This is a genomic window from Bradyrhizobium sp. CB82 (genome assembly GCF_029714405.1).
GTDB lineage: Bacteria > Pseudomonadota > Alphaproteobacteria > Rhizobiales > Xanthobacteraceae > Bradyrhizobium.
In genome coordinates, this window is sequence record NZ_CP121650.1 from 4,426,542 (window position 1) to 4,448,775 (window position 22,234).

29 protein-coding genes and 1 pseudogene are annotated in these 22,234 nt (G+C 63.9%); 15 read left to right on the plus strand and 15 right to left on the minus strand.

From position 1 onward, the window contains the following. Position 1 precedes the first annotated feature (1 nt). From QA640_RS21325 to QA640_RS21335, 3 genes are all read right to left on the minus strand, one after another. Complete coding sequence (locus tag QA640_RS21325; protein WP_283042551.1) at positions 2-982, minus strand: polysaccharide deacetylase family protein; 981 nt, start codon at positions 980-982, stop codon at positions 2-4. Positions 983-1,144: 162 nt separating this feature from the next. After that, positions 1,145-1,717 (minus strand): glutathione peroxidase, encoded by a 573-nt coding sequence (locus QA640_RS21330; protein ID WP_283042552.1) that lies wholly within the window; start codon positions 1,715-1,717, stop codon positions 1,145-1,147. A gap of 209 nt (positions 1,718-1,926) precedes the next feature. Further along, complete coding sequence (locus QA640_RS21335) at positions 1,927-3,633, minus strand: L,D-transpeptidase (RefSeq protein ID WP_283042553.1); 1,707 nt, start codon at positions 3,631-3,633, stop codon at positions 1,927-1,929. A 211-nt stretch (positions 3,634-3,844) separates the two neighbouring features. On the opposite strand from QA640_RS21335, the gene QA640_RS21340 reads away from it, so the two are divergent. Continuing rightward, complete coding sequence (locus QA640_RS21340; protein ID WP_283042554.1) at positions 3,845-4,393, plus strand: CreA family protein; 549 nt, start codon at positions 3,845-3,847, stop codon at positions 4,391-4,393. On the opposite strand, the gene QA640_RS21345 is transcribed toward QA640_RS21340, so the two are convergent. After that, positions 4,383-4,586, minus strand: coding sequence for a hypothetical protein (locus QA640_RS21345; RefSeq protein ID WP_283042555.1), 204 nt, complete (start codon positions 4,584-4,586; stop codon positions 4,383-4,385). The two genes, QA640_RS21340 and QA640_RS21345, sit on opposite strands and share 11 nt — an antisense overlap. A 395-nt stretch (positions 4,587-4,981) precedes the next feature. Here QA640_RS21345 and QA640_RS21350 point away from each other — a divergent pair, with 395 nt between their 5' ends. Together QA640_RS21350 and QA640_RS21355 are read left to right on the plus strand one after the other, a co-directional pair. Then, positions 4,982-5,146 carry a hypothetical protein gene (locus QA640_RS21350; protein WP_283042556.1) on the plus strand — a complete coding sequence of 55 codons (165 nt, stop codon included), beginning with the start codon at positions 4,982-4,984 and terminating at the stop codon, positions 5,144-5,146. Positions 5,147-5,182: 36 nt separating this feature from the next. Then, positions 5,183-5,548, plus strand: a complete 366-nt coding sequence (locus QA640_RS21355; protein WP_283042850.1) for a hypothetical protein — start codon at positions 5,183-5,185, stop codon at positions 5,546-5,548. Positions 5,549-5,556: 8 nt separating this feature from the next. Here QA640_RS21355 and QA640_RS21360 read toward each other — a convergent pair whose 3' ends face one another. Both QA640_RS21360 and QA640_RS21365 read right to left on the minus strand, forming a co-directional pair. Beyond that, positions 5,557-5,802, minus strand: coding sequence for a DUF6719 family protein (locus QA640_RS21360; RefSeq protein WP_283042557.1), 246 nt, complete (start codon positions 5,800-5,802; stop codon positions 5,557-5,559). A gap of 53 nt (positions 5,803-5,855) precedes the next feature. Continuing rightward, positions 5,856-7,352, minus strand: coding sequence for a PLP-dependent aminotransferase family protein (locus QA640_RS21365; protein ID WP_283042558.1), 1,497 nt, complete (start codon positions 7,350-7,352; stop codon positions 5,856-5,858). A 74-nt stretch (positions 7,353-7,426) separates the two neighbouring features. Here QA640_RS21365 and QA640_RS21370 point away from each other — a divergent pair, with 74 nt between their 5' ends. The 5 genes from QA640_RS21370 (at position 7,427) to kynU (ending at position 12,624) form a co-directional block, all read left to right on the plus strand. Further along, complete coding sequence (locus QA640_RS21370; RefSeq protein WP_283042559.1) at positions 7,427-8,152, plus strand: pyridoxamine 5'-phosphate oxidase family protein; 726 nt, start codon at positions 7,427-7,429, stop codon at positions 8,150-8,152. Positions 8,153-8,208: 56 nt separating this feature from the next. Further along, positions 8,209-9,486 carry an ArgE/DapE family deacylase gene (locus QA640_RS21375; protein WP_283042560.1) on the plus strand — a complete coding sequence of 426 codons (1,278 nt, stop codon included), beginning with the start codon at positions 8,209-8,211 and terminating at the stop codon, positions 9,484-9,486. Between the two features lie 245 nt (positions 9,487-9,731). Then, positions 9,732-10,541, plus strand: coding sequence for an alpha/beta hydrolase (locus QA640_RS21380; protein WP_283042561.1), 810 nt, complete (start codon positions 9,732-9,734; stop codon positions 10,539-10,541). Between the two features lie 27 nt (positions 10,542-10,568). Next, positions 10,569-11,408, plus strand: coding sequence for a tryptophan 2,3-dioxygenase (gene kynA, locus QA640_RS21385; RefSeq protein ID WP_283042562.1), 840 nt, complete (start codon positions 10,569-10,571; stop codon positions 11,406-11,408). 7 nt (positions 11,409-11,415) lie between these two features. Beyond that, the gene (kynU, locus tag QA640_RS21390; RefSeq protein ID WP_283042563.1) at positions 11,416-12,624 is read left to right on the plus strand and encodes a kynureninase; all 1,209 of its coding nucleotides are present in this window, start codon (positions 11,416-11,418) and stop codon (positions 12,622-12,624) included. Between the two features lie 7 nt (positions 12,625-12,631). On the opposite strand, the gene QA640_RS21395 is transcribed toward kynU, so the two are convergent. The 4 genes from QA640_RS21395 to QA640_RS21410 are packed head-to-tail and all read right to left on the minus strand — an operon-like array spanning position 12,632 to position 14,086. Further along, positions 12,632-13,042, minus strand: coding sequence for a DUF1801 domain-containing protein (locus tag QA640_RS21395; RefSeq protein ID WP_283042564.1), 411 nt, complete (start codon positions 13,040-13,042; stop codon positions 12,632-12,634). Between the two features lie 56 nt (positions 13,043-13,098). Continuing rightward, positions 13,099-13,305, minus strand: a complete 207-nt coding sequence (locus QA640_RS21400; protein WP_283042565.1) for a hypothetical protein — start codon at positions 13,303-13,305, stop codon at positions 13,099-13,101. 35 nt (positions 13,306-13,340) lie between these two features. Continuing rightward, positions 13,341-13,766 carry an SRPBCC domain-containing protein gene (locus tag QA640_RS21405; protein WP_283042566.1) on the minus strand — a complete coding sequence of 142 codons (426 nt, stop codon included), beginning with the start codon at positions 13,764-13,766 and terminating at the stop codon, positions 13,341-13,343. Continuing rightward, positions 13,763-14,086, minus strand: coding sequence for a metalloregulator ArsR/SmtB family transcription factor (locus QA640_RS21410; RefSeq protein ID WP_283042567.1), 324 nt, complete (start codon positions 14,084-14,086; stop codon positions 13,763-13,765). Before QA640_RS21410 ends, QA640_RS21405 begins: the two co-directional genes overlap by 4 nt. 321 nt (positions 14,087-14,407) lie before the next feature. Between QA640_RS21410 and QA640_RS21415 the strand changes: the two genes are divergently transcribed. Continuing rightward, complete coding sequence (locus QA640_RS21415; protein ID WP_283042568.1) at positions 14,408-14,809, plus strand: PaaI family thioesterase; 402 nt, start codon at positions 14,408-14,410, stop codon at positions 14,807-14,809. Between the two features lie 150 nt (positions 14,810-14,959). Then, the gene (locus tag QA640_RS21420; RefSeq protein WP_283042569.1) at positions 14,960-15,571 is read left to right on the plus strand and encodes a GNAT family N-acetyltransferase; all 612 of its coding nucleotides are present in this window, start codon (positions 14,960-14,962) and stop codon (positions 15,569-15,571) included. Between the two features lie 148 nt (positions 15,572-15,719). Here the strand turns inward: QA640_RS21420 and QA640_RS21425 are convergent, their stop codons facing one another. Continuing rightward, positions 15,720-16,025 carry a hypothetical protein gene (locus QA640_RS21425; protein ID WP_027523921.1) on the minus strand — a complete coding sequence of 102 codons (306 nt, stop codon included), beginning with the start codon at positions 16,023-16,025 and terminating at the stop codon, positions 15,720-15,722. 104 nt (positions 16,026-16,129) lie between these two features. Further along, the gene (locus QA640_RS21430; RefSeq protein ID WP_283042570.1) at positions 16,130-16,816 is read right to left on the minus strand and encodes a DUF2161 family putative PD-(D/E)XK-type phosphodiesterase; all 687 of its coding nucleotides are present in this window, start codon (positions 16,814-16,816) and stop codon (positions 16,130-16,132) included. A gap of 145 nt (positions 16,817-16,961) precedes the next feature. Here QA640_RS21430 and QA640_RS21435 point away from each other — a divergent pair, with 145 nt between their 5' ends. Next, a complete protein-coding gene (locus QA640_RS21435) occupies positions 16,962-17,309 on the plus strand; it encodes a GrlR family regulatory protein (protein WP_283042571.1) in 348 nt (115 codons plus the stop codon). On the opposite strand, the gene QA640_RS21440 is transcribed toward QA640_RS21435, so the two are convergent. Together QA640_RS21440 and QA640_RS21445 are read right to left on the minus strand one after the other, a co-directional pair. Continuing rightward, complete coding sequence (locus QA640_RS21440) at positions 17,306-17,986, minus strand: SDR family oxidoreductase (RefSeq protein ID WP_283042572.1); 681 nt, start codon at positions 17,984-17,986, stop codon at positions 17,306-17,308. The two genes, QA640_RS21435 and QA640_RS21440, sit on opposite strands and share 4 nt — an antisense overlap. A gap of 29 nt (positions 17,987-18,015) precedes the next feature. Next, complete coding sequence (locus QA640_RS21445) at positions 18,016-18,759, minus strand: tyrosine-protein phosphatase (RefSeq protein ID WP_283042573.1); 744 nt, start codon at positions 18,757-18,759, stop codon at positions 18,016-18,018. 84 nt (positions 18,760-18,843) lie between these two features. On the opposite strand from QA640_RS21445, the gene QA640_RS21450 reads away from it, so the two are divergent. Beyond that, on the plus strand, positions 18,844-19,158 hold the full coding sequence (locus QA640_RS21450; RefSeq protein WP_283042574.1) for an MliC family protein: 315 nt from the start codon (positions 18,844-18,846) through the stop codon (positions 19,156-19,158). A gap of 102 nt (positions 19,159-19,260) precedes the next feature. Here the strand turns inward: QA640_RS21450 and QA640_RS21455 are convergent, their stop codons facing one another. Next, entirely contained in the window at positions 19,261-19,500 is a 240-nt protein-coding gene (locus QA640_RS21455) for a DUF2735 domain-containing protein (RefSeq protein WP_283042575.1), read from the minus strand. Between the two features lie 537 nt (positions 19,501-20,037). Between QA640_RS21455 and QA640_RS21460 the strand changes: the two genes are divergently transcribed. From QA640_RS21460 to QA640_RS21470, 3 genes and pseudogenes are all read left to right on the plus strand, one after another. Then, positions 20,038-21,072 carry a glutamine synthetase beta-grasp domain-containing protein gene (locus QA640_RS21460; RefSeq protein WP_283042576.1) on the plus strand — a complete coding sequence of 345 codons (1,035 nt, stop codon included), beginning with the start codon at positions 20,038-20,040 and terminating at the stop codon, positions 21,070-21,072. A gap of 201 nt (positions 21,073-21,273) precedes the next feature. Then, a complete protein-coding gene (locus QA640_RS21465) occupies positions 21,274-21,978 on the plus strand; it encodes a GrlR family regulatory protein (RefSeq protein WP_283042577.1) in 705 nt (234 codons plus the stop codon). Positions 21,979-21,997: 19 nt separating this feature from the next. Next, positions 21,998-22,168: pseudogene (locus tag QA640_RS21470) on the plus strand (substrate-binding domain-containing protein); the annotation flags it as partial. Between the last annotated feature and the right edge of the window lie 66 nt (positions 22,169-22,234).

The window sequence follows — 22,234 nt, forward strand, 5'->3', positions numbered from 1 at the left end:
GCTATTCGGAAACGGTCGTCACCACGCTGTTGACCGGGCGCTGGCTCACCGTCGGCAGCTTGACGTCCTTGAGCAACTCCTGGTCGTACTCAGGCAGCGTCGACACCGGGCTCTTTGCGCGCATCGCCACGACCTTGTAGCCGCCGGCCTTGAGCTGCTGGAGCAGCGCGGGCAACGCTTCGGCAGTGTGCTTCTGGAAGTCGTGCATCAGGATGATGCCCTTGCCGAGCTTGGTCAGCTTCTTCATCACCGTGTCGATCACCTTCTCGGGCTTGGAGGCCTTGAAGTCGAAGGAGTCGAGGTCGCAGGAGAAGATCGCGATGTTGCGGTTGCCGAGATAGGTGACCATCTCCGGCGGGTGCTGGAGCGCCGGGAAGCGGAAGAACGGCGAGGGCGAGACGCCGCCGAGCGCCCATTTCACCGCGGAGAATCCCTTCTCGATCTCGTCCTTCCTCTGCTGCTCGTTCAGTTTCTTGTCGTTGAGATTGGCGTGCGACCAGGTATGCGCGCCGATGGTATGGCCGGCGGCATAGACCTGCTTGAGGATTTCCGGCTCGTAGGTCGAGTGCTTGCCGATCGGGAAGAAGATGCCGGTGGTGCATTCATCGGCCAGTGCCTTCAGCACCGCGGGCGTGTTGCGCGGCCAGGGGCCGTCGTCGAAGGTCAGCACCACCTCGTGGTCGCGCAGGAAGTCGAGCTCCTTGAAGTGCTCGAACCCGAAGCCGGGCCCTCCAGTGGTGTCGATCTCGACGGTGCGGGCGACGCCGAGTGCATTCGGATTGCTGCAGGCGGCGCGTGCCGGCTGCGCGGCCTGTGCCGCCGGTGGCGGGCTGGCGGCGGCAGCGGGTGCGGGAGCAGGGGCTGCTGCTGGGGCAGCCTGCGTTGCTGCCGCGGGCTTCGCTGCCGTGGTCTGCGACCATGCGGCGCTCGCCATCGCGAGAGAAATTGCGCTCGCCAAAATCAGTCCTGCCGCAACACGCATGATGTTGTCCTCGATAGATTGATCCCGTTGTTCGGCCGTAGCTTTTTTGCCCCCGTCCGAACCTGTCCGCCCCAATTGATCCTAGCCTAGATGGTGCGCCATCGCCATTGCAACGGCTGTTTGGCGCCGAGAACCATTTGTGCCCAGGCGCGTGAGACCAGCTCAGCTATCTGCGAGCGCCTTCGCGACCGCGGTCTTGACGCGGGTGTCGGCCGGCTCGACCGCCGAGGCGAAAACCTCGGCAATATAGCCGTCGCGGCCGATCAGATATTTGTGGAAGTTCCAGCGCGGAACCTGCTTCGGCCGGACATCCGCGGCCCACTTGTAGAAAGGATGTGCCTTGGGACCGACCACGACGGCCTTGGCGGCGATCGGAAAGGTAACGCCGTATTGGTGATGGGCGGTCTCCGAGATCTCGGTCGCGCCGCCGGGCTCCTGGCTGCCGAAATCGTTGGAGGGCACACCGATGACGGTCAGTCCGCGTTCGCGGAACTCGCTCCAGAGTTCCTGAAGGCCAGCATATTGCGGAGTGTAGCCGCAGAGCGAAGCTGTATTGACGATCATCAGCGGCCGGCCGGTGAAGGACGCCAAGCGGATATCGTCGCCGGAGAGCGCGGGGAAGGAGAAGGCGTAAGCCGAGATCTTGCTCATCGCTCCCTCGGCGAGAGCGCGGGTCGCAACGGGACTGGCGATTGCGGCAAGAGCGGCGCTCAGCATTGTCCTGCGGTTCAGCATGGCGATGTCCCCCAAGTTGATCCGGGGAGAGATCATACTCCGGGCGCGCGACCAAGCGCGCTCAAGACCGCGTTATGCGCGGCCTAAAGCGCGTGAGATTAGGATGAATCGTCATCGCGCTTCAGGCAGTTGTTTGCGCATCATCTCCGCGCAAACGCTTTCCGCGTTTATCGCGAGGGAAAACGCTTCACACCTTTCCGAGTCATGCTTTAGTGCAGGCGGACGATGAAATCTGTCCCTTCGCCGGTTTCGCCCTGGTTGATACCCTGGTCGGAGACGATGATCGAGCTGCCGGTGGCCAGCATCTCGTTGATCTTCGCCATGATGTCGGCGGGGATGGAAATGCGGTCGAGCGCCTCGGTCGGACCATCCGGCGTGATCGCGGGTTTTGCGGCAATCGGGATGACGCCGGCCATGCGCTGGCGGCGCATCATGCGGCTGTCGTCGTCACGCTCCACAGCGCGGACGGCGACGGGCAGCGACACCACCGACCAACGCAGCGCGTTGGCATCGCTCTTGTCGACTTCCGCGGTGAAGACATGCGTGCCGAGTGGACGGTCGCTGGCCGCGATCGTCACGGGCGCTTCGAACAGCGGCGCAAAGTTCTGCCGCACATAGATCTTGGAATCCTTGCGGCTGATGAACACCGCGACCGGGCCGGCGCGCTTCGGCGGCTCGGGCTTCGCGGCCGGCTCGGTGATGCGGGTCAGATCTTTTTTCGCATCGGCGGCGGGCAGCCCAGGCGTCGGCGCCGACACGGCGACATCGGGCTTGGCAGCTTCAGGCTTGGCAGCTTCAGGCTTGGCAGCTTCAGGCTTGGCAGCGTCTGCCTGCTCAGTCTTTGCCGTGCTGCCCTTGTCCGCTGGCTTTCCGCTCGCGGCTGCCTGTAAAGCCTCTGTGGTCGCCGCGGGCCTGGTCTCGGTGCTCTCCGGCTTGGCGGCCGCTTCATCCGATTTTGCCGGCTGGGATGCGTCAGCGGTTTTCGCACCATCCGCCTTTGCGTCTTCGTTCGGAGCGGTCTTGTCGGCAGGGGCTTGCCCGCGCGCCATCGCGATGCCGATGGTCGCGTCGGACATCACGGTATGGCCGACGGTCGCGCGCAGCTCCATCGCCGGCTCGGCGCTCACGCTCTTGACCTCGGCCGCCTTGACTTCGGCGGCTTTGGTCAGTTCGGCCTTGCTCTCAGCAGACGTCGCCTCGGGTGCGCCCTTGTCCGCCTTGTCGGCGACAGTCGCCACGGGCTGCTCCAGGCTCGCCGTCGGCTGCGGCGGGACGCGCAGGCTGGCAAGCAGCGGGTGCGAGAAGCTGTGCGGCGTCGTCTGGCCGGGCGTCACGATCACGCGTGCGCCCATCCTGGTCCAATTCCACATCTTCACCGCGAACGCCATCGGCATGCGAATGCAGCCATGGGAGGCGGGATAGCCAGGCAGGACGCCGGCATGCATGGCGACGCCCGACCAGGTGATGCGCTGCATGTACGGCATCGGCGCGCCGCTATAGATATTGGATTGGTGGAACTTGTGCTTCTGGATGACGCTGAACACGCCCATCGGGGTAGGATGGCCCTTCATGCCGGTCGACACCGGCGATTCCGCGAACACGCCGTTGGAATCGTAGACCGTCACCCTCTGTCGATCGATCGAGATGGCGATGACCAGCGGCCCTTGCGGCTTGGCGCCGGTCTGCTTCTCCGCGATCTCCTTCTTGCCTGGGACGGTGCCGCGCTTGCGCGGCTTCACACGCTCGATCTGCGGCTGCGGCTGGTGGTAGTAAGAGCCGTCGGTATAGTCCGACCAGTAATACATCGCGGCTTCCGCATGGGTCGTGGCGCCAATCGCACCCGCCGCCGTCAAAATGGCGACCCGCCACAACCGCGCCTTTGCGGCAGAAGAGCCGACGCCGTTCACGCTACTCATCCTTCCGAATCCGTCATCCAAATCAGTAGTTAGTCTCGCAAAGGGGATACGCGTTCACCAGCACGGCAGTTCTGCTGGCAGGTACTTTTGTTCAAGCCGTAGCAAAAAAGCCTCACAGAGCGGTAAACGCCGGCCGCGCGGACCTCGCCTGCTGCCTTCCTGATCGGTCCTCGCATCCCTACATTGCAGGGACTTCCTACCGGAGAACTTCATGTCATCTCGTTTCCCCGGTCTTTCCCGCATACGCTTGAAAGGCCTCGCTTTATTCCTCCTGCTGGCTGCCATGCCGGCCGGCTTCGCGCAAGCCGCCGACGAGCCGGATCTGATCTTCCGCCGCTCCACCGTTTTCAAATGGCTGAGCCCGAACGACAAGCTTGCGACCTATGGCCTCGACGATCCCGAGGTCGAGGGCGTGGCCTGTCATTTCACGGTGCCGGAGAAGGGCGGCTTCAAGGGCTGGCTCGGGCTCGCCGAGGAGGTCTCTGACATCTCACTCGCCTGTCGGCAGGTCGGGCCCATCAAGTTCAAGGACAAGCTGGAGCAGGGCGACGACATGTTCCGGAGGCGCCGCTCGCTGTTCTTCAAGAAGATGCAGATCGTGCGCGGCTGCGATACCAAGCGCAACGTGCTGGTCTACATGGTCTATTCCGATAAGCTGATCGAGGGCTCGCCGAAGAACTCGACCTCGACCGTGCCGATCATGCCGTGGGGGCCGACCGATACCACCATTCAGAAGTGCGGCGACTTCTTCACTCAGTGACGAGATTGCGGCCGAAGCGCGGCTTTGCGAGATGCGAGCCGGTCAGCCGCACGAACGACTGCGGTGCCGCCTCATAGCCGCGGCAGGATTGCAGCGCCATCGCGCCGGTGACGCTGCGTGGACCGGGTCTCTCGTTGGCGCGGTCCGAATCCTGGTCCGCGTCCCGCGCCATTGCGCGATCTGACCCCATCATGATGGCCATTCCTCAACCTGGAGCCTCGGTTTGGTGCCGGGCTTGTGTCCGAAGGTTTCCGTCGTCACTGGAACCAGGCGGCTCAGCGGACTTCGCACTCCTTTGCGTTCCTCTTCAGCAGAGAAACGTAAAATGCGCGTGAAGCGTCAGCCTCGGGACAGTGACTGCAGCCGACTGCGGGGACGTCGAGCGCCGTGAAGCAGCCATCGGCCACGAGACGACTTCACTGAAATAATTGGGATTTTTGACTTAATGTTTCGTCGTCTCCGTGCTGACGAAACAATTCTCGCGAAGATGAAACCATTTTCATGTTTTGGCGCATCACGGACGAAACCGCCCATGGTTATCACGCACCGGCGGCACCGATGTACAACCGCGGGAACTGGAGACTTCGCATGCGGCCGTTCAGCTTCATCCTTGCTTTCGGCTTCGTGCTCTTCGGGTCCTCGCTGGCCGGAACGAGTGAAAGTGGACTGCCGGGCGTCGGAACCTTTGCATACAGCGGCTCGCCGGTTGGGGCCAAGGCGCCTCAGCCGGTCGTGATGGCTGCGCGTCTCTGATCTCAAGAAGAAGACCAGCAGGAATCAGAAAAGCCAATCATGTTTCGCATCTGCGCCGCAGCTTTTCTCGCGTCCCTCGTCACGATCACGGCAGCCCACGCTCAGGTGCGCTCTCCCAACAGATTGCCGGATCCGCGCACCGACTTCGTGCGCCAATGCGCGCCGCACATGCTCGGGCGCTGGGCGCATCCGGAGGAGGTCTGTGGCTGCCTGCATGATCATGCTGCCGCCGTCGTCGAGGACCGCGACCTGCGCGAGGCGCTGCTTCGCGGCATCAGCGAGACCGGCGTGCCGACCATCGAGAACGAATGGGTGCCGGTCGCAAAGCAGTCCGAGATTGGACCGACTTTCACCAAGATCGCCAAGCCGACCCTTCAGTGCATGTTCGACCCGGCGAAGTAGGTTTGCGCCTATTTCGACTTCGGTCCAAACCGCGGTACGCAGGTGCTTGTCCGCGTGATGCCGCTATCGGTCATCTTCGCACCGCGCACTTCCTTGATCTGCCCGGCCGGGCAGCTTCCGTCATCGACCATCACGCGCTGGCCAAGCCGCAAGTCGACGATGTCCTGCTCGCGTCCGACCGTATCGGCGCGCGCCAGCGTTGTCGTCGTTGCGGCGAACAGCGCGCACATGCACATCGTGCGAAAATGGGTCATGACGAAAATCCCGGCCTCGATTGCCGCTGATGTTAGAAAGCCGCGCGCGATTCTCATAGTGAACCTTGGTCACGCGCGCGGCGCCGGATTGTCCCGCGCAGCGCTGCCAGCGATTGCACCGCGAGCTTTTCGGCTGACGCCACCAGTTGCGGAACCGAATGGCCGGAAAAGCCGAGGACGAAGCCGGGCAGGGGACGGGCGCGCGCATAGGTGTCGGCGAGCAGCCAGCCTTCTGCGCCGGCCGCCTGCTTGGCCTCAGAGGCGATGCGCAAATCCACCGACGGCTCGAAGCGCGCGACCAGATGCAGGCCTTGCGAGGGTACGGGAACCGACAGCCGGCCGTCGGACTCGGCCTGAAGCGTCGCAGCCAGTGCATCCCGCGCCTCCCGATAGAGTTTTCGCACGCGTTTCAGGTTCGTTGCGAAGGCGCCGGAGTTGAGCATGTCTGCGACCGCGCCTTCCATCAGCGTGCCGGGAAAGCGGTCGAGCGCGGCGCGCGCGGTCGCGACCGTGCCGATCAAGCGCTCCGGCAGCGCGCAATAGCCGATGCGCAGGCCCGGAAACAGCGTCTTGGCAAACGTGCCCATGTAGATCACGCGCTCGAGCCGGTCGATGCCGGCAAGCGACATCAGGGGCGCGCCGTCATAGCGGAACTCGCTGTCGTAATCGTCCTCCAGCACGAAGGCGCCGGCCTCTTTCGCCCAGTCCAGAAGCTCGAGCCGCCGGGGCATCGACATCTGCACGCCCAGCGGAAACTGATGCGACGGTGTGACATAGGCTGCGCGCGCCCTTGGGGCCGCCGTCCGGCCGTTGGTGACGCGCAGGCCATGCTCGTCGACCGGCACGGAGACGGCGCGATAGCCGCAATGGGAAATCGTCGCGCGTGCGGTCGGGTAGCCGGGGTCCTCGCACCAGATCTGCTCGCTGGTCTTGACAATCGCGCCGAGCACGATGCGCAGCGCGTGCAGCGTGCCCGACGTCAGCATGATCTGGTCGGGATCGCAGCGCAGTCCCCGCGCCGAGAGCAAATGATCGGCAACTGCCACGCGCAGCTCGCGGCTGCCGCGCGGATCACCATAGTGCAGATGTTCGGTGCCGAAGGCGCGCATGCGCCGGCCGACGAAACCGCGAAAGCGTTGCAGCGAGCGCTCGTCGATATGGGTGCAGCCGAGTGCCAGTGCGCCCTGCCGCGGCGCCTCGACGATGATGTTCGCTTTGCGCGCATCGCCTGTGCGCGATGGAATTTTAGCGGCAACGAACGTTCCGGAGCCGACGGTCGCCTCCGCGAACCCGTCGGCGATCAGCCGCTCATAGGCCGTGACGACGGCGTTGCGCCGAAAACCGGTCTGCTTCGCCAGCGTCCGCGTCGGCGGCAGTGGCTCGCCGGGCCTGACCAGGCCTTCCACGATCGCGTGGCAGAGCGCCTGGTAGAGCCGGTGCGCCGAGGAGGCGCTCGCCGAGACGTGCGCTCCCGCGAGATCGAGCGTCAGCTCGGCCTTGCGCGGCGGGGCCTTCGGCGAGGCTTCTGAATTGGTCGGAATTTTTCGCACGGAATTGGAACTATCGCAGACCAAATGGACCGCTACAACTCCTTTCAGATTCAATTTTCACGACAGGAGCCGCTGTGTCCGACGGTATCGCCACCACGTCCTATCCGGTCTCGTCGCGCAACCAGGTCAAGCGGCGCCATGATCGCGGCTCTTATGATCACGCCACCGTTCACCGCATCCTGGATTCCTCGATGCTGTGCCACGTCTCCTATGTGATCGAAGGCCAGCCCTATTGCACGCCGACCTTCTTCTGGCGGGAAGGGACCAAGCTCTATTGGCACGGCTCCAGCGCGAGCCGCATGCTGCGCAACCAATCGGGAGGCCAGAAAGTCTGTCTCACCGTTGCGCATCTCGACAGCCTGGTGCTGGCGCGCTGCGGCTTCAATCATTCGGCGGATTATCGCGCGGTGATGGCCTTCGGCACCGCTTACCTCGTGACCGATGCGGAGGAGAAGAGCCGCGCGCTGGTCGCCATGGTCGATCGCTTCTTCCCGGATCGCACTGCGGGGCTGCGTCCGAGCACCACGCAGGAGATCAAGGCAACGTCCTTCATCGCGATGGAGATCGAGGAAGCCTCCGCAAAGATCCGCGCCAAGGGCCTTGCGGACGACGATGAGGACTACGCGCTGCCGATCTATGCGGAGCGGATTCCCGTGCGGACCGTGCTCGGCGCGCCGGAACCGTGCAAGCGCCTGCTCGATGGAGTTGCGCGGCCACAGACGCTGACTGGCTATTCGGAAGGCCGACTGCTCGATGATGCATTGCTGGATGCCTATTTTCAGGAGTACCCCGAGGGCTGAAATCGGCTAGCTTCGCCGGGCTCTTTGACCACGGGAATGTCTGACGGAGTGCCAGCATGAACGCCGAAACGCAGCAGAGGATTCTCGACGCCGTCGATGCCGGCTTCGAGGCCCAGCTTGCGACCACACGCGATTTCGTCGCGATCCCCTCGACCCGCGGCGCGGAGGGGCCCTGTCAGGACATGATGGGCGACCTCCTGCGCGCGCGGAACTACGAGGTCGACGACTGGCACATCGATGTCGACGAACTCAGGGATCTGCGCGGCTTCGGTCCAATCGAGCACGATTTCTCCAAGGCGCGCACGGTGGTCGGCACCTACCGCCCGCAAACGAGCGGCGGCAAATCGCTGATCCTGCAAGGCCATTGCGACGTCGTGCCGGCGGGACCGCTTGATCTCTGGGACACCCCGCCATTTGCGCCTGTCATCAAGGACGGCAAAATGTATGGCCGCGGTGCCTGCGACATGAAATCCGGCACGATCGGCGCGCTCTACGCGCTCGATGCGATCAGGGCCGCAGGCCTTCGGCCGACGGCACGGATCCATTTCCAGTCCGTGATCGAGGAGGAGAGCACCGGCGTCGGAGCGCTCTCGACGCTCCAGCGCGGCTATCGCGCCGATGCCTGCTTCATTCCGGAGCCGACCGGCGGCAAGATGGTGCGCTCGCAGGTCGGCGTGATCTGGTTTCGCCTGCGCGTGAAGGGCCATCCGACCCATGTGGCGTTTGCCGGCTCTGGTGCCAACGCGATCATTGCGGCCTATCATCTGATCCAGGCGCTGCAAAAGCTCGAGATCGAATGGAACGAGCGCGCCAAGGGCGATCGCCATTTCAAGACGCTGAACCATCCCATCAACTTCAACCCCGGCATCATCAGGGGCGGCGACTGGGCCTCCAGCGTGCCGGCCTGGTGCGACGTCGACTGCCGCATCGCTGTGCTGCCGGGTTGGTCGATCGCCGATCATCAGAAGGAGATTTTGGCCTGTGTTGCGGCGGCGGCGCGCAACCATCGCTTCCTCGCCAACAATCCGCCCGAGGTCGAATGGTCCGGCTTCCTGTCCGAGGGGTATGAACTCACCAACTCGGCCGCGCCGGAAGCAGCCTTCGGCAAGGCGTTCAACGCCGTTTATGGTGGCGCGGTCGAAGATCTCGTCTTCACCGCGCTCACCGACACCCGCTTCTATGGTCTGAACCACGGCATCCCCAGCCTCTGCTTTGGCCCTGAAGGCGGCGAGATCCACGGCTTCAATGAATATGTCGAGCTGGAGTCGCTGAAGAAGTCGACCAAGACCATGGCGCTGTTCATCGCCGAGTGGTGCGGGGTGGAGAGGGCGTAGCGTTCTCGCTTCGCTGTCATTGCGAGCGCAGCGAAGCAATCCAGAATCGCTCCGCGGCGAGAGTCTGGATTGCTTCGTCGCTTCGCTCCTCGCAATGACGGGCTGGTAGCTTCGCTCCCCCGAGGAGCCGCGCTTGCTCGAAACAGGGGCCGGCAAACTGCTTTAAGCTTAAAATAAAGACTAGGACCGACGCCCCGCAGGTGGCAGACTGGCCACCTGTCGCTGGCGAATCCTTGGGAGTAACGATGCGGGATTGGGATGATGCCTATGCCAACTCGGCTCATGTGCCGGGGTCGGACAGATTGCCGGCACTGTGGGCCGAGCGCGCCGCCGCCTATCGCGCCGGGCTGAAGCACTTCCGCCCTGACATCGCCTACGGCTCCGGCGAGCGCCAGTGTCTCGACCTGATCCTGCCTGATGGCGACACAAAAGGCCTCGTCGTGTTCGTCCATGGCGGCTATTGGATGCGGTTCGACAAATCGTCATGGACCGACCTTGCTGAAGGCGCGCGCCATCACGGCTGGGCCGTCGCGCTGCCGAGCTACACGCTGACGCCGGCCGCGCGGATCTCCGACATCACGGCCGAGATCGCCGCCGCCATCGCCACCGCGGCCGCGCACGTCTCCGGACCGATCCGGCTCGCAGGCCATTCCGCCGGCGGTCATCTCGTCACGCGCATGCTGTGCGACGACAGTCGGCTCGCGCTCGCAATCCACAATCGCATTGTCGCGACGCTGTCGATCAGCGGCCTGCATGATCTGCGCCCGCTCCTGAAGACGAAAATGAACGCCACGCTCGGCATGTCGCTGGAGGAGGCAACGCTCGAAAGCGCCGCGCTGCATCTGCCGCGCGGGTATGCGCCGCTCACTGCCTGGGTCGGCGGCGCCGAGCGGCCGGAATTCATTCGCCAGGCCGAACTGATGGCGAATGTCTGGACCGGTTTTGACGTGCCGACGCGCCTGGTGATCGAATCCGGCTACAATCATTTCTCGGTCGTCGACGGGCTTAGGGATCCCATGTCTAAGATCACCGCGAGCCTGGTCGGTCTCGACTGACGGAGACCGGACGGAAGAGGGGATGTTATGACCAGCAACGACTACGATCCCACCGCCGAAGGCGCGGAGACCGATTTCGCCCGGCGCATGTCCTACGGCGATTATCTCCAGCTCGATGCGATCCTCGGCGCGCAGCATCCGCTGTCGGATGCGCATGACGAGATGCTGTTCATCATCCAGCACCAGACCTCCGAGCTCTGGATGCGCCTCGCCATTCACGAGCTCAGTGCCGCCCGCCGCGCCATCGCGCGTGACGAGGTCTCGCCGGCAATGAAGATGCTGGCGCGCGTTTCCCGCATCTTCGAGCAGCTCAACAGCGCCTGGGACGTGCTGCGCACGATGACGCCGAGCGAGTACACGCTTTTCCGCTCCAAGCTCGGACAATCCTCGGGCTTCCAGTCGAGCCAGTACCGCCTGATCGAATATCTGCTCGGCAATCGCAATCACGCGATGCTGAAGCCGCATGCGCATGACGCCGAGGCCACACGGCTTTTGGAAGCGGAGCTGGCGACGCCGAGCCTCTACGACGAGGTGCTGCGTCTCGCCGATCGCAAGGGCCTCGCGATGCCGCCTGCCGTGCTGGCGCGTGACGTCCGCGAGACGCACAGCCTCAACGAAGGCGTGCTGGAGGCATGGCGGCGCGTCTACGAGGCGCCGGAGACGCATTGGATGCTCTACGAGCTCGCCGAAAAACTGGTCGACTTCGAGGACTATTTTCGTCGCTGGCGCTTCAACCACGTGACCACGGTCGAACGCGTCATTGGCTTCAAGCGCGGCACCGGCGGTACAGGTGGGGTCAGCTATCTCAAGCGCATGCTGGAGGTCGAGCTGTTTCCCGAACTCTGGCGCGTGCGCACGATCCTTTGAGCAAGTCATGACCAAGACCCGACTTCGCGTTTACGACGACACCAGAACGCTCTTCCATCTGCCCGAGGGCGTGATCTATCTCGACGGCAATTCGCTCGGTGCGCTGCCGCTTGGCGTGGCCGAAAAGGTCGACCGCGTGATCCGGCAGGAATGGGGCGATGAGCTCATTCGCGCCTGGAACACCGCAGGCTGGTATGTGCAGCCGCGCAGCGTCGGCAATCGCATCGGCCGGCTGATCGGCGCGGAGGCTGACTCGGTGATGATGGGCGATACGCTCTCGCTCAAGGCCTATCAGGCGCTCGCCGCCGCGCTCGACATCAGCCGCGAGCGCAAGGTCGTGCTCTCCGACACCGGCAATTTCCCGACCGATCTCTACATGGCCGAAGGCCTGATCGCGACGCTCGGTCGAGGACACCAGTTGCGCCTCGTGGCGCCGGAGGCGGTCGAGGCCGCGCTGTCGGACGAGGTTGCGGTGCTCTATCTCACCGAGGTCGACTACCGCACCGGTCGCCGCCACGATATGGCGAAGCTGACGGCAAAAGCGCATGCGCTGGGCATCGTGACCGTCTGGGATCTCGCGCATTCTGCCGGCGCGCTACCGGTCGATCTCGCTGGTGTCGGCGCCGACTTCGCCGCGGGCTGCACCTACAAATATCTCAACGGCGGCCCCGGCGCTCCGGCTTTCCTCTACGTCGCGCCGCGCCACGCTGATCGGGCGTGGCCTGCGCTCTCCGGCTGGATGGGCCATGCAAAGCCGTTTGCCTTCGATCTTGGCTATGCGCCAGCGGGGGGCGTCGAGCGCATGCGCGTCGGCACGCCGCCGGTGCTCGCGATGGCGGCGCTCGAGGCTTCGCTCGATATCTGGGATCGTGTCGATCTCAAGGAGGTCCGCGCCCGCTCGCTCGCGCTCGGCGATCTCCTGATTGCGGAGGTGGAGCGCCGCTGCCCGCAGCTCGAGCTGGTCACCCCCCGCGCGCATGCGGAGCGTGGCTCGCAGGTCTCCTTCGCCTTCGCCGGTGGCTATGCCGCCATGCAGGCGCTGATCGCGCGAGGGGTCATCGGCGACTTCCGTGCCCCCGACATCATGCGCTTCGGCCTCACGCCGCTGTATATCGGGGAGGACGAGGTGATGAAGGCGGCGGAGATCATCGAGGAGGTGATCACGGGTGAAATCTGGCGCCGGCCGGAATACCAGGTCGTCAATGCGGTGACATGATCGGGCTTCACCCCGCCTTGCGGGGTTTCGCACGCGCCGCCGGCGCCTTCTTCTTCACCTTGCCCCGATTATAGTCGATCGCCGCACGCACGAGCTGCTTCAGCGCGCGCGTGTTGATCTTGTCACCCTCCAGGAAATCGATCGCGCGACGCTCGTTGCCATCGACGCCGGCGTTGAAGAGTCTTTCGGGATCGGCGAGACGCGCTCCGTACATGAAGGTCAGCTTCACTTTGCCCTTGTGGGCGTTGGCGACCGCGATGATGCCGTCGCGCTCCCACACCGGGCTGCCCATCCATTTCCATTGCTCGACGATCTCGCTGTCGGCCTCGAGGATGGTCTTGCGCAGGCTCGCAAACGTCTTGCCGCGCCAGTCGGTGATCCCTGCAATCAGTTGGTCGATTTTTTCCAATGGAGTCATTTGAGGTCCTGTGTTCGGAAATCCGGTCCCGTTCTACGCCAGGCAAGCGATAGCCGTCAGCCGCTGCGCCATTTGGTGGCATAGGGCAGGGCGAACAGATAGAGGCCGGAGAGCAGAAGCAGGATGAGCGGGAATAGCGCCAGGAGACCGATCCAGATCGCTTGCTTCGCCAGCCCCATGGCGAGGACGTTGACGATGACGGCCACCGTGAAGGCCATCGACAGCCAGCGGTGAACCTGCCGTATCCACATATTCCAGTTCAATGAGACCTCCTGTCCTAGAGTGCAATGCGGCGGCGTCAGTCTGCCCGCGGCAGAATCTCTTCCAACTTCGCCAAAAACTGCTTCCATCCGGCATGAGCGCCGCCATAGGCCTGCTTCTGGTCCGGGCGGAATCCCACCTGCTCGACGCGGAGCAGAGTTCCGCCCTGCGTCGGAGTGAGGATGAAGGTGACCACGCTCTCCAGATTGTAGGCTGCGTCCTGATGCGCAAAGTTCCAAGTGTAGGACAGCACCTTGTTCGGCTCCACCGTGAGGACCTCGCAGTCGAGCACGCCGCCCCACTCGCCGGTGAGGTTGAAGCGATGGCCGACCTCCGGCAGAAAATCGTTCTTCATCAGCCATTCCGCGATCAGATGCGGCTGCGTCAGGGCGCGCCAGAGCTTTTGCGGCGGATGTGCGAACTCGCGCTCGACGACGACGGAACGGGTCTCGGTGTTGTTCATTGGTCCATCCTCTTGAGGAGATCTTCGAGGTCGTCGAACCGGCTTTGCCAGAAGCCGGTCATCTTGCTGGTCCAGTCGATCAGCGGAGCAAGCGCGCGAAGCCGTGCGCTGTAATGCGTCTGGCGGCCTTCGTGTCGGTCGCGCACGAGACCCGCCTGCTTCAACGCCATCAGATGCTTCGAGACGGCCGGTTGCGACACGCCAGCCCGCGCGGTCAATGCGCCAACGGTCTGCTCGCCGTGGCGGCACAGCCGCTCGAAAATCGCCCGCCGGGTCGGATCGGCAAGCGTTCGGAACAGCACGTCGTGGGCGGTGGGCATGTGAGACACTAATAACTCGCTGGTTATGGATTGATGTATAACCAACGAGTTATGGGTTCGTCAAGCGGTGATCGACGTACAGTGCGACTTCGGCGTCGCAACGGAGCGGCCCGTGTTTGAATCAATCAAGGCAAGCGCCGCAGCTCCGGATGGCAACCCGATCGAGGTCGGGTTGCAACCGGTTTGGCCACCCAGGAGTCCCCGGGCAAAACGTGGCGCGTGGGAGAGGCATGGATATCACCACGGCCATGACTTCGGACGTTATTGCTTTGCGCCGCGAGACAATTCACGTTGAGAATTCAAGAGACTGGGAGGAGTCCGATGACGCCGCTCGAAAGACTTCACGCGATGAAAATGCCGTTCGCCGAGCTCAAGGGGGTGCAGTTCGTCGCGGCCGAGCCGGATCGCGTGGTGGCGAAGATGACGGTCAGGCCCGACCTCTGCACGCTCGGCCACATCGCGCATGGCGGTGCCATCATGGCCTTCGCCGATTCCGTCGGGGCTGCCGCGACCGTGATCAACCTGCCGGCGGATGCCAAGGGGACGACGACGCTGGAGAGCAAGACCAATTTCATCGGCGGCGCGAAGGAGGGGGCCACGGTGATCGCCACGGCGACCCCGATCCACCGGGGGCGGCGAACCCAGGTCTGGCAAACCCGCCTGGAGACCGAGGACGGTAAGTTGGTAGCGCTGGTGACGCAGACCCAGATGATCCTCGTATGATTACGGGGCTTTGATTTTGTTAACGAATTGGTCGTTTGCCATGGCTCTAACTTGCGTCGGTTCCCGTCTTGCAAACCATGCTGCGATGCACAATATAGGAGGTCTAGGGATTCGAACGCCTCCTCGAGGGACACCAAGAGGAGTTTTGACGTGGCACTTGAAGAAACCATCCACACGGCGTCCGTCCAGGGCTATGTGCGGACCCTGATCCAGCAAGAGGAATTGCCGCTCCTGCGCGATCACCTGCTGAGGCTCGATCCCGAGAGCCGGCACGACCGCTTCAACGGTTTTCTCGACGACAGCTTCATCGAGCGTTACGCCGCTCGCTGCGCGGACGACGGCACCGTGATCGTCGCCTACATCGTCGACGGCGTGGTCCGCGGCGCGGCCGAGCTGCATCCGCCGGAAGGCGATTCGCTGCCCGAAGTGGCGTTCAGCGTCGAAGCGTCCGCGCGTCGCCAGGGCGTCGGCACCGTGCTGTTTCGGCGTTTGATCGCGGAAGCGCGCTGGAAGGGTTTTGGGCGCCTGCGCATCACGACGGGCGCGGAGAATCACGCGATGCGGGCGCTGGCGAAGAAGTTCGGCGCGCATCTGGCATTCCGGCACGGCGAATCCACCGGCACGATCGATCTCACCAAGACGCCGGAGGCCGAGCTTGCGGATCTCGCGGCAGCGCCGTTCAAGGCCGGCCGTGCGCTGCTGAGCTTCAACAGTACATGGTGGAAGCTGTTTTCCAGCATGTACGGCAATCGCGCCGCCTAAAGCACCATCCGGAAAAGTGCGCAGCGGTTTTGCCTCGTGGCAAACGTGGAGCGCGTTTGCGCGGAGATCGTGCGCAAACCAAGAGAATCAAAAAGCGGACCGGCAACGCCGGTCCGCTTTCGTATCCGCGAGTAGAGACGAGGGCGCTTCAGGTGCCAGTGCGCTTGTCGTTGCCAAAGCGGCGCACGACGCGACGCTCGACCACCACCGAGCGCTGCGCGCCTTGTTCGCCGGCAATCACGCGCGTGGCGGTGATACGGCTGTTGGTGCGGGCCTGCTTCTTCACCTCGGCCTGCACGACATCGAGCGGCATGCCCATCAGCGACGCGGCGATCTCGGCCTGCTGCTCCTGATCGTCGGTGATGCCGATCGCGGCGAAAATCGCCTCGTCCAGGGTCGGCGGATCGTGGCGGACGCGCCGCGTGCCATATTTGGTATTCCAGTCTGCGCTCATGGTGGCCTCATTTCGATCCGGGATACCTAGTGCCGACCATGTTGCATTGCAATATGAATTTGGTGTGGCATCTCAATTATTCGCGCCTTGCATTTGATCTGATGTCAGGACGGTGATGGCCGACCGGCGTCGAGCGCGATCGCGGGCTGGGGCCAGCGCTTCAGTGCAGCATGCCCAGCCTCGGTCAATCCGTAGATTCCCCGCTCGGCCCGTGCGAACCAGCCGTAGACATTGTGCAGCAGAATCTTGCCGGCATCAGGACATCGCGCACGCAGATCGCGCACCCGTTGCGGGCCGTCGGCGAGCGCGGAGGCGCAGGCCAGCGCCTGCTGGCGATAGGCTGTCATGATCGGCGCGCGCGTGCTGCCGCCGAGGACCGGATCGCCCTGGCGGCGCTGGTGCTCGGCAACGAGTCGCGAGCGCTTTTTCGGCTCGCGTCGCAGCGCTGCGGTCGGCGGCTTCACCAACACCTCGACCTGGCCGCGCTCGGTGACTCCAAGCATGCCGAAGCCGAGACGGCGGCAGAGATTGCGATAGCGCGCATCGCTCTCGCGCCCCTTGCCGCGCGAGGACATTTTGGCGGCGATCCAGACCTCATCGCCGGCCGGGGCGCGGTCGACAGCCTGCAAGATCAGCTCGAGATTGAAGGCGAGCTTGAGCTCGCCGATCACCACGACCGGCGGATCGCTGGCGCTGAGGCCCACGAGATCGCAGCCGCCGATCTCGCCCTTCACGGCGAAGCCGAGCTCTTCGAGGAAGCGTTTCACGGGCAGATAAAGCGCGGTTTCCAAGGAAAGCTTCCGAATCTTGTTGTTCCGGTCGAAGAATCAACTGCGGCCAGTCTAGCCCGGATCGGGCTCGCTTCTCGCGCCATTTGATCGGGAGCGGATGCTGCGGCTATCTTGGCCAGCGGTTCAGTCGGGCGCTTTTGCGAAGATGACAATCAGGAACGGGCTCTATCACATCCGGATCGAGATGCTGGATGGCGTGCAGGGCGGCAATCAAGGCGTCATGGTGCTGCGCGACGGCACCATGCGGGGCGGCGATTCATTTTTCTTCGCCTACGGCAGCTACACTTCGGCCGACGGCAAATGGAAAGGCGAGCTGACCAACGAGGAGCATTCGCCCTCGTTCGACGAACGGCCGGTATGGGGCCGCAAGGTCGTGACCATCGGTTTCAGCGGCACCTACACCGACAAGACCGCCTATGGCGAAGGCATCGCGCTTGCCGGCAAGCAGAGCATCCGCGTCAAGGGCAATCTGCGGCTCCTGGTGGCGGACTAAACGCGTCCGCTCACCGGAATCAGCGCGCCCGTCACGGCGCTTGCTGCGTCGCTTGCGAGGAAGAGGATCACCTCGGCGAGTTCCTGCGGCGTTACCCACTTGGAAAAATCCGCATCCGGCATGCTGACGCGATTGGCCTCGGTGTCAATGATCGAGGGCAACACCGCGTTGACAGTGACCTTGCCTTTCCACTCGTTGGCGAGCGCCTCGGTGAGGCGGTGCACGCCGGCCTTCGAGGCTGCGTAGGGGCCCATGCCGGAGCCGGCCTGGAGCGCGCCCATCGCGCCGACATTGACGATGCGGCCGGCCTTCGAGGCCGCAAGGTGCGGGAGCGCGGCGCGCGAGGTGTTGAGCGCGGTCAGCACGTTCAGCGTATACATGCGCTGCCAGGTCTTGACGTCGCCGTCGCCGACCGACTCGAAGGCAAAGCCGCCGGCGATGTTGATCAGCGCATCGAGTCGGCCGAAATGTTTTGCCGCCGCAGAGACCGCCGTCTTCGCCTGCGCTTCGTCCGACAGATCGACGCCGCCGAGCTCGATATGCTGCGCAGTCGCGACGGCCTGCGAAGGTACATGATCGATGCCGCCGACGCGCGCGCCGCGCGCCAGCGCCGTCTCCGCCACCACCTGGCCCAGCGCGCCGAGCGCACCAGTCACGATGAGAACTTTTCCTTGCATCGTCTCGATCTCCCGGCGAGCTGACTCTGTTAGGCTTGCAGATAGCGCGTCTTGAGTGCCGTTCGCTCGAATGTGCCGAGCTTGAGCCCGTCGCGCAAATAGGTTTCGAGATCGCCATAGTCGTCGCGCACGGCCTCGAAGCCGGCTGCGAGATAGGAGGCCTCTACCGAGCCGATTGCGTCGCGCACGTCCTGCGGCAGTTCGGATGCCGCCGACGGGTCGCGGCGGTAGAACCGGTTCGTCAGCAGATAGTCCTCCGCGATGGTCTCCTCGGGCACGCCCAGCGCGTGCAGGATCAGCGCGCAGGCAAAGCCGGTGCGGTCCTTGCCGGCGGTGCAGTGGATGACGAGCGGTGCGCGGTCCTCCAGGAGATGACTGAACAGCGCGCGAAAGCTGTGCGTGTTGTGGCGGACGTAGTTGCGGTAGGATTCGCGCATGATCTCGAGCGCGACGGGCGCGGTCAGCGTGCCCTCCGCCATCCGTGCCCTGAGCGCCGCCACCACGGTCGGCTCGATTGGCAGCGAATGCGTGGTGATCTCGCGCATGCCGCACAGCGAATCCGCGCGCTCTTCGACGCCGCGGAAATCGAATGCGCTCCGCACACCGAGGCTGCGGACGATCTCGACATCGGCTTCGGTGAGGAGGCCAAGATGATTGGAGCGGAAGAGGTGGCGCCAGCGCGTCTGCCGGCCGTCGGCAGTCGCGTAACCGCCGAGGTCGCGGAAATTGCTGGCGCCTTGCAAGGCGAGGTGGCGGGCAGGGGAGTCTGACATAGGATCAGCCCGGGCTATGGTGCCGGCGGAATCGGCCGCGCGGCTCGCGCGCGATTTACTTGAATTCTATTACGGGGGGCGAACATGGATGGGCACAAGGCCATTATTTTGATTTTGGCCGTCGCCGTCTCGGCCGGCGGAACCTTGAGCGCGACCGGCGCGAAGGCGCAGACGTTCCAGGGCTATCGTTGCGCCGACGGCACACAGTTCATCGTGACATTCTACGAGGGCGACAAGCGCGCCTTCATGCAGATCGACGGCGGCGCCATTCCGCTGGCCAAGCGGCCAACGCTGTCGGGTGCACGTTACTTCGGCGCCGGGATCACGTTGAAGATCGGCAAGACCGGTACCACGGTCAAGCATCTGAAACGGCCCGTCACGGCTTGCGAACCGAGCTGAGCACGAGAATCAAATAGGGCCGAAACGATCCAGTTTCGACCCTTTTTCAAAACTCCGCCGGACGCTTGCGAGCGCGCGGTGCTATCGAACGCAAGGCAGGCATCAGCGATCCCATTTCGGCTTGGCTTCCTCGATCGCCTCCTGGTGATACCAGCTGCCGCTGCAGATCGTCTCGACGACGGGCGACGAAACGTGTTCGGACGGCAGCCTGGCTTCGCCATAGCGGCGACCGCCGAGAGCCGCACGGCCCCCGACCGGGAATTGGTAGATCGTGGCCGATCCCTGGCCTGACCCTTGGCCCGACCCTTGGCCCGACCCTTGGCCCAAGTTACTGTTCATCATTGCGGTATCTCCTTCGGCCGGAGCGCTTGACCTCCATGGTGCGCCCGACTCGTTCGCTTATGGTTACCGGGTCACCCCATATTGGCCCTGCTTGTCGAAATGCAAAGTGCTGAAAACGGCATCATTGTTGGCCTAATTTGTAGGCAGCCGTCTGTCTGCATCCTGCAAGGCAGGTTCCAGATGGCCAACGCGTCGGCCATTATGAAGGTTGCGAGGAGACGGCCGAGGACTTCGCGAAAATTGCGAGCGTTTGGCGCTGTTTTAGCCGGCCCCTGGGTGCAGCGCGGCGCATGCTGTCAAAACGGGCGTTTTCCGCGGGTTTTTTGCGGCGCGGGGTAACGCAAAGGTGTGCTGCTTTGCCGCACGCCTCCGTGGACTGCCGGACGGCTCCGCAGCCTGATGGCCGGTCGTGGAAAACCTCCCGCAGTGCGACGTATTGGCACGCGAAATGCTTGTAAGGCGCCGGCCGATGGTGGCCGGGTACAACGTGCGGGGGCCACCGGTCCCCACCTTTCGCATCATCTACAGAGAGGCTCAATGACCAAGTACAAGCTCGAGTACATCTGGCTCGACGGATACACGCCGACTCCGAATTTGCGCGGCAAAACTCAGATCAAGGAATTCGCGTCGTTCCCGACGCTCGAGCAGCTTCCGCTCTGGGGCTTCGATGGCTCCTCCACCCAGCAGGCCGAAGGCCACAGCTCCGATTGCGTGCTGAAGCCGGTCGCGGTGTTCCCGGACGGTGCCCGGACCAACGGCGTGCTCGTGATGTGCGAAGTCATGATGCCCGACGGCAAGACCCCGCATGCGTCCAACAAGCGCGCCACCATCCTCGACGACGCCGGCGCATGGTTCGGCTTCGAGCAGGAGTACTTCTTCTACAAGGATGGCCGTCCGCTCGGCTTTCCGACCGCTGGCTATCCGGCCCCGCAGGGTCCGTACTACACCGGCGTCGGTTTCTCGAACGTCGGCGACGTGGCCCGCAAGATCGTGGAAGAGCATCTCGATCTCTGCCTGACCGCCGGCATCAACCATGAAGGCATCAACGCCGAAGTCGCGAAGGGCCAGTGGGAATTCCAGATCTTCGGCAAGGGCTCCAAGACCGCTGCCGACCAGATGTGGATGGCTCGCTACCTGATGCTGCGCCTCACCGAGAAGTACGGCATCGACATCGAATTCCACTGCAAGCCGCTTGGCGACACCGACTGGAACGGCTCGGGCATGCACGCCAACTTCTCGACCGCCTATATGCGTGAGGTCGGCGGCAAGGAGTATTTCGAGGCGCTGATGGCGGCGTTCGAAAAGAACCTGATGGACCACATCGCTGTCTACGGCCCGGACAATGACAAGCGTCTGACCGGCAAGCACGAGACCGCGCCCTGGAACAAGTTCAGCTATGGCGTGGCCGACCGCGGTGCCTCGATCCGCGTTCCGCACTCCTTCGTCAACAACGGCTACAAGGGCTATCTGGAAGACCGCCGTCCGAACTCGCAGGGCGACCCATACCAGATCGCTTCCCAGATCCTGAAGACGATCGCGTCTGTGCCGACCGACAAGAAGGCCGTGGCCTAAGATCCTCCCGGCCCGGACCTTGGGGGCTTGGTCCGGGTTGGCTCTCAAATCCGCCGAGGCCGAGAGGCTTCGGCGGATTTTTGCATTTTGATGGCACTTGGCGATATCGACCGTTGGGTCTGGGTGCACGAAAATTGTCTCTCACGGCCGAAAGCGGGATAGACTGGCGCCTCGGATGCGCGCAGGCCGGAGACACGGCTGGTGTTGGAAGGTTTCTACAAGGTACGGTTTCAGCTCGGCGAAGCTGTCGGCCGCAGCGTCATGCATGTCGGCGACGGCAAGATGCTTGGCGGCAACTCGGCCTTTGCCCATATCGGCACTTATGAGAAGACGGGCGAAGAGGTCGCCATCGTCATCAAGACCGTGCGCCACAATCCTGATCCGAACTATCGCGCGATGGCCGGCACTGATGATGCGACCCTGATCGCCAAGGGCTGGCCGGACGGCGATCTCTACCGTTTCAAGGGCGAGCTGAAGGAACTGCCCGGCGTGCCCTTCCAGTCGGTGATGATGCCGATCAGGGAGGACGAGGTGCCGATCGCCGGCGGCGTCGGCGAGGGCGGCATCGCCAACGGTCTCTATTCGATCCATCTGCGGATGCTGGACGGCATCGAAGGGGGCCTCACCGGCGTCATGCTGCTCAACCACGGGCGCATCCTCGGTGGCGATGCCTCGTTCTATTATCTCGGCAGCTACACGGCAGCGAACGGCCGCTGGAAAGGCCAGATCCTGAACCAGGAGCACACGCCGGCCCGCGATGAAAATCCGGTGTTCGGCGGCCATGAGGTCGGCATCGGATTCTCCGGCACCTATGACGACGAGCAGGCGGTGCTGGAAGCCACCGCGCTCGCCGGCAAGCGCAGCCTGCGGCTGACCGCGGCGCTGAAGCTGATGCATCCCGCCTGATTGGACGTTTCGCAGGACCATGCAAAACACCGTCCGCATGCTCTCGACGCTCGGCCTGATGGGGGCGATGCGCAGCCTGTCCTCCGCTTACGAAGCCGCGACCGGTGTCGACATCGACGCCGACTTTGCGCCGACGCAGGCGTTGCTCAAGCGTTTGCGGGACGGCGAGGCCGCTGATCTCGTGATCCTGAAGCGCCGCCGACCGGCTGTTGCGCCATCTGGCCTCGCCCGACGTTGCGCCCATGCTGCGGCAGTC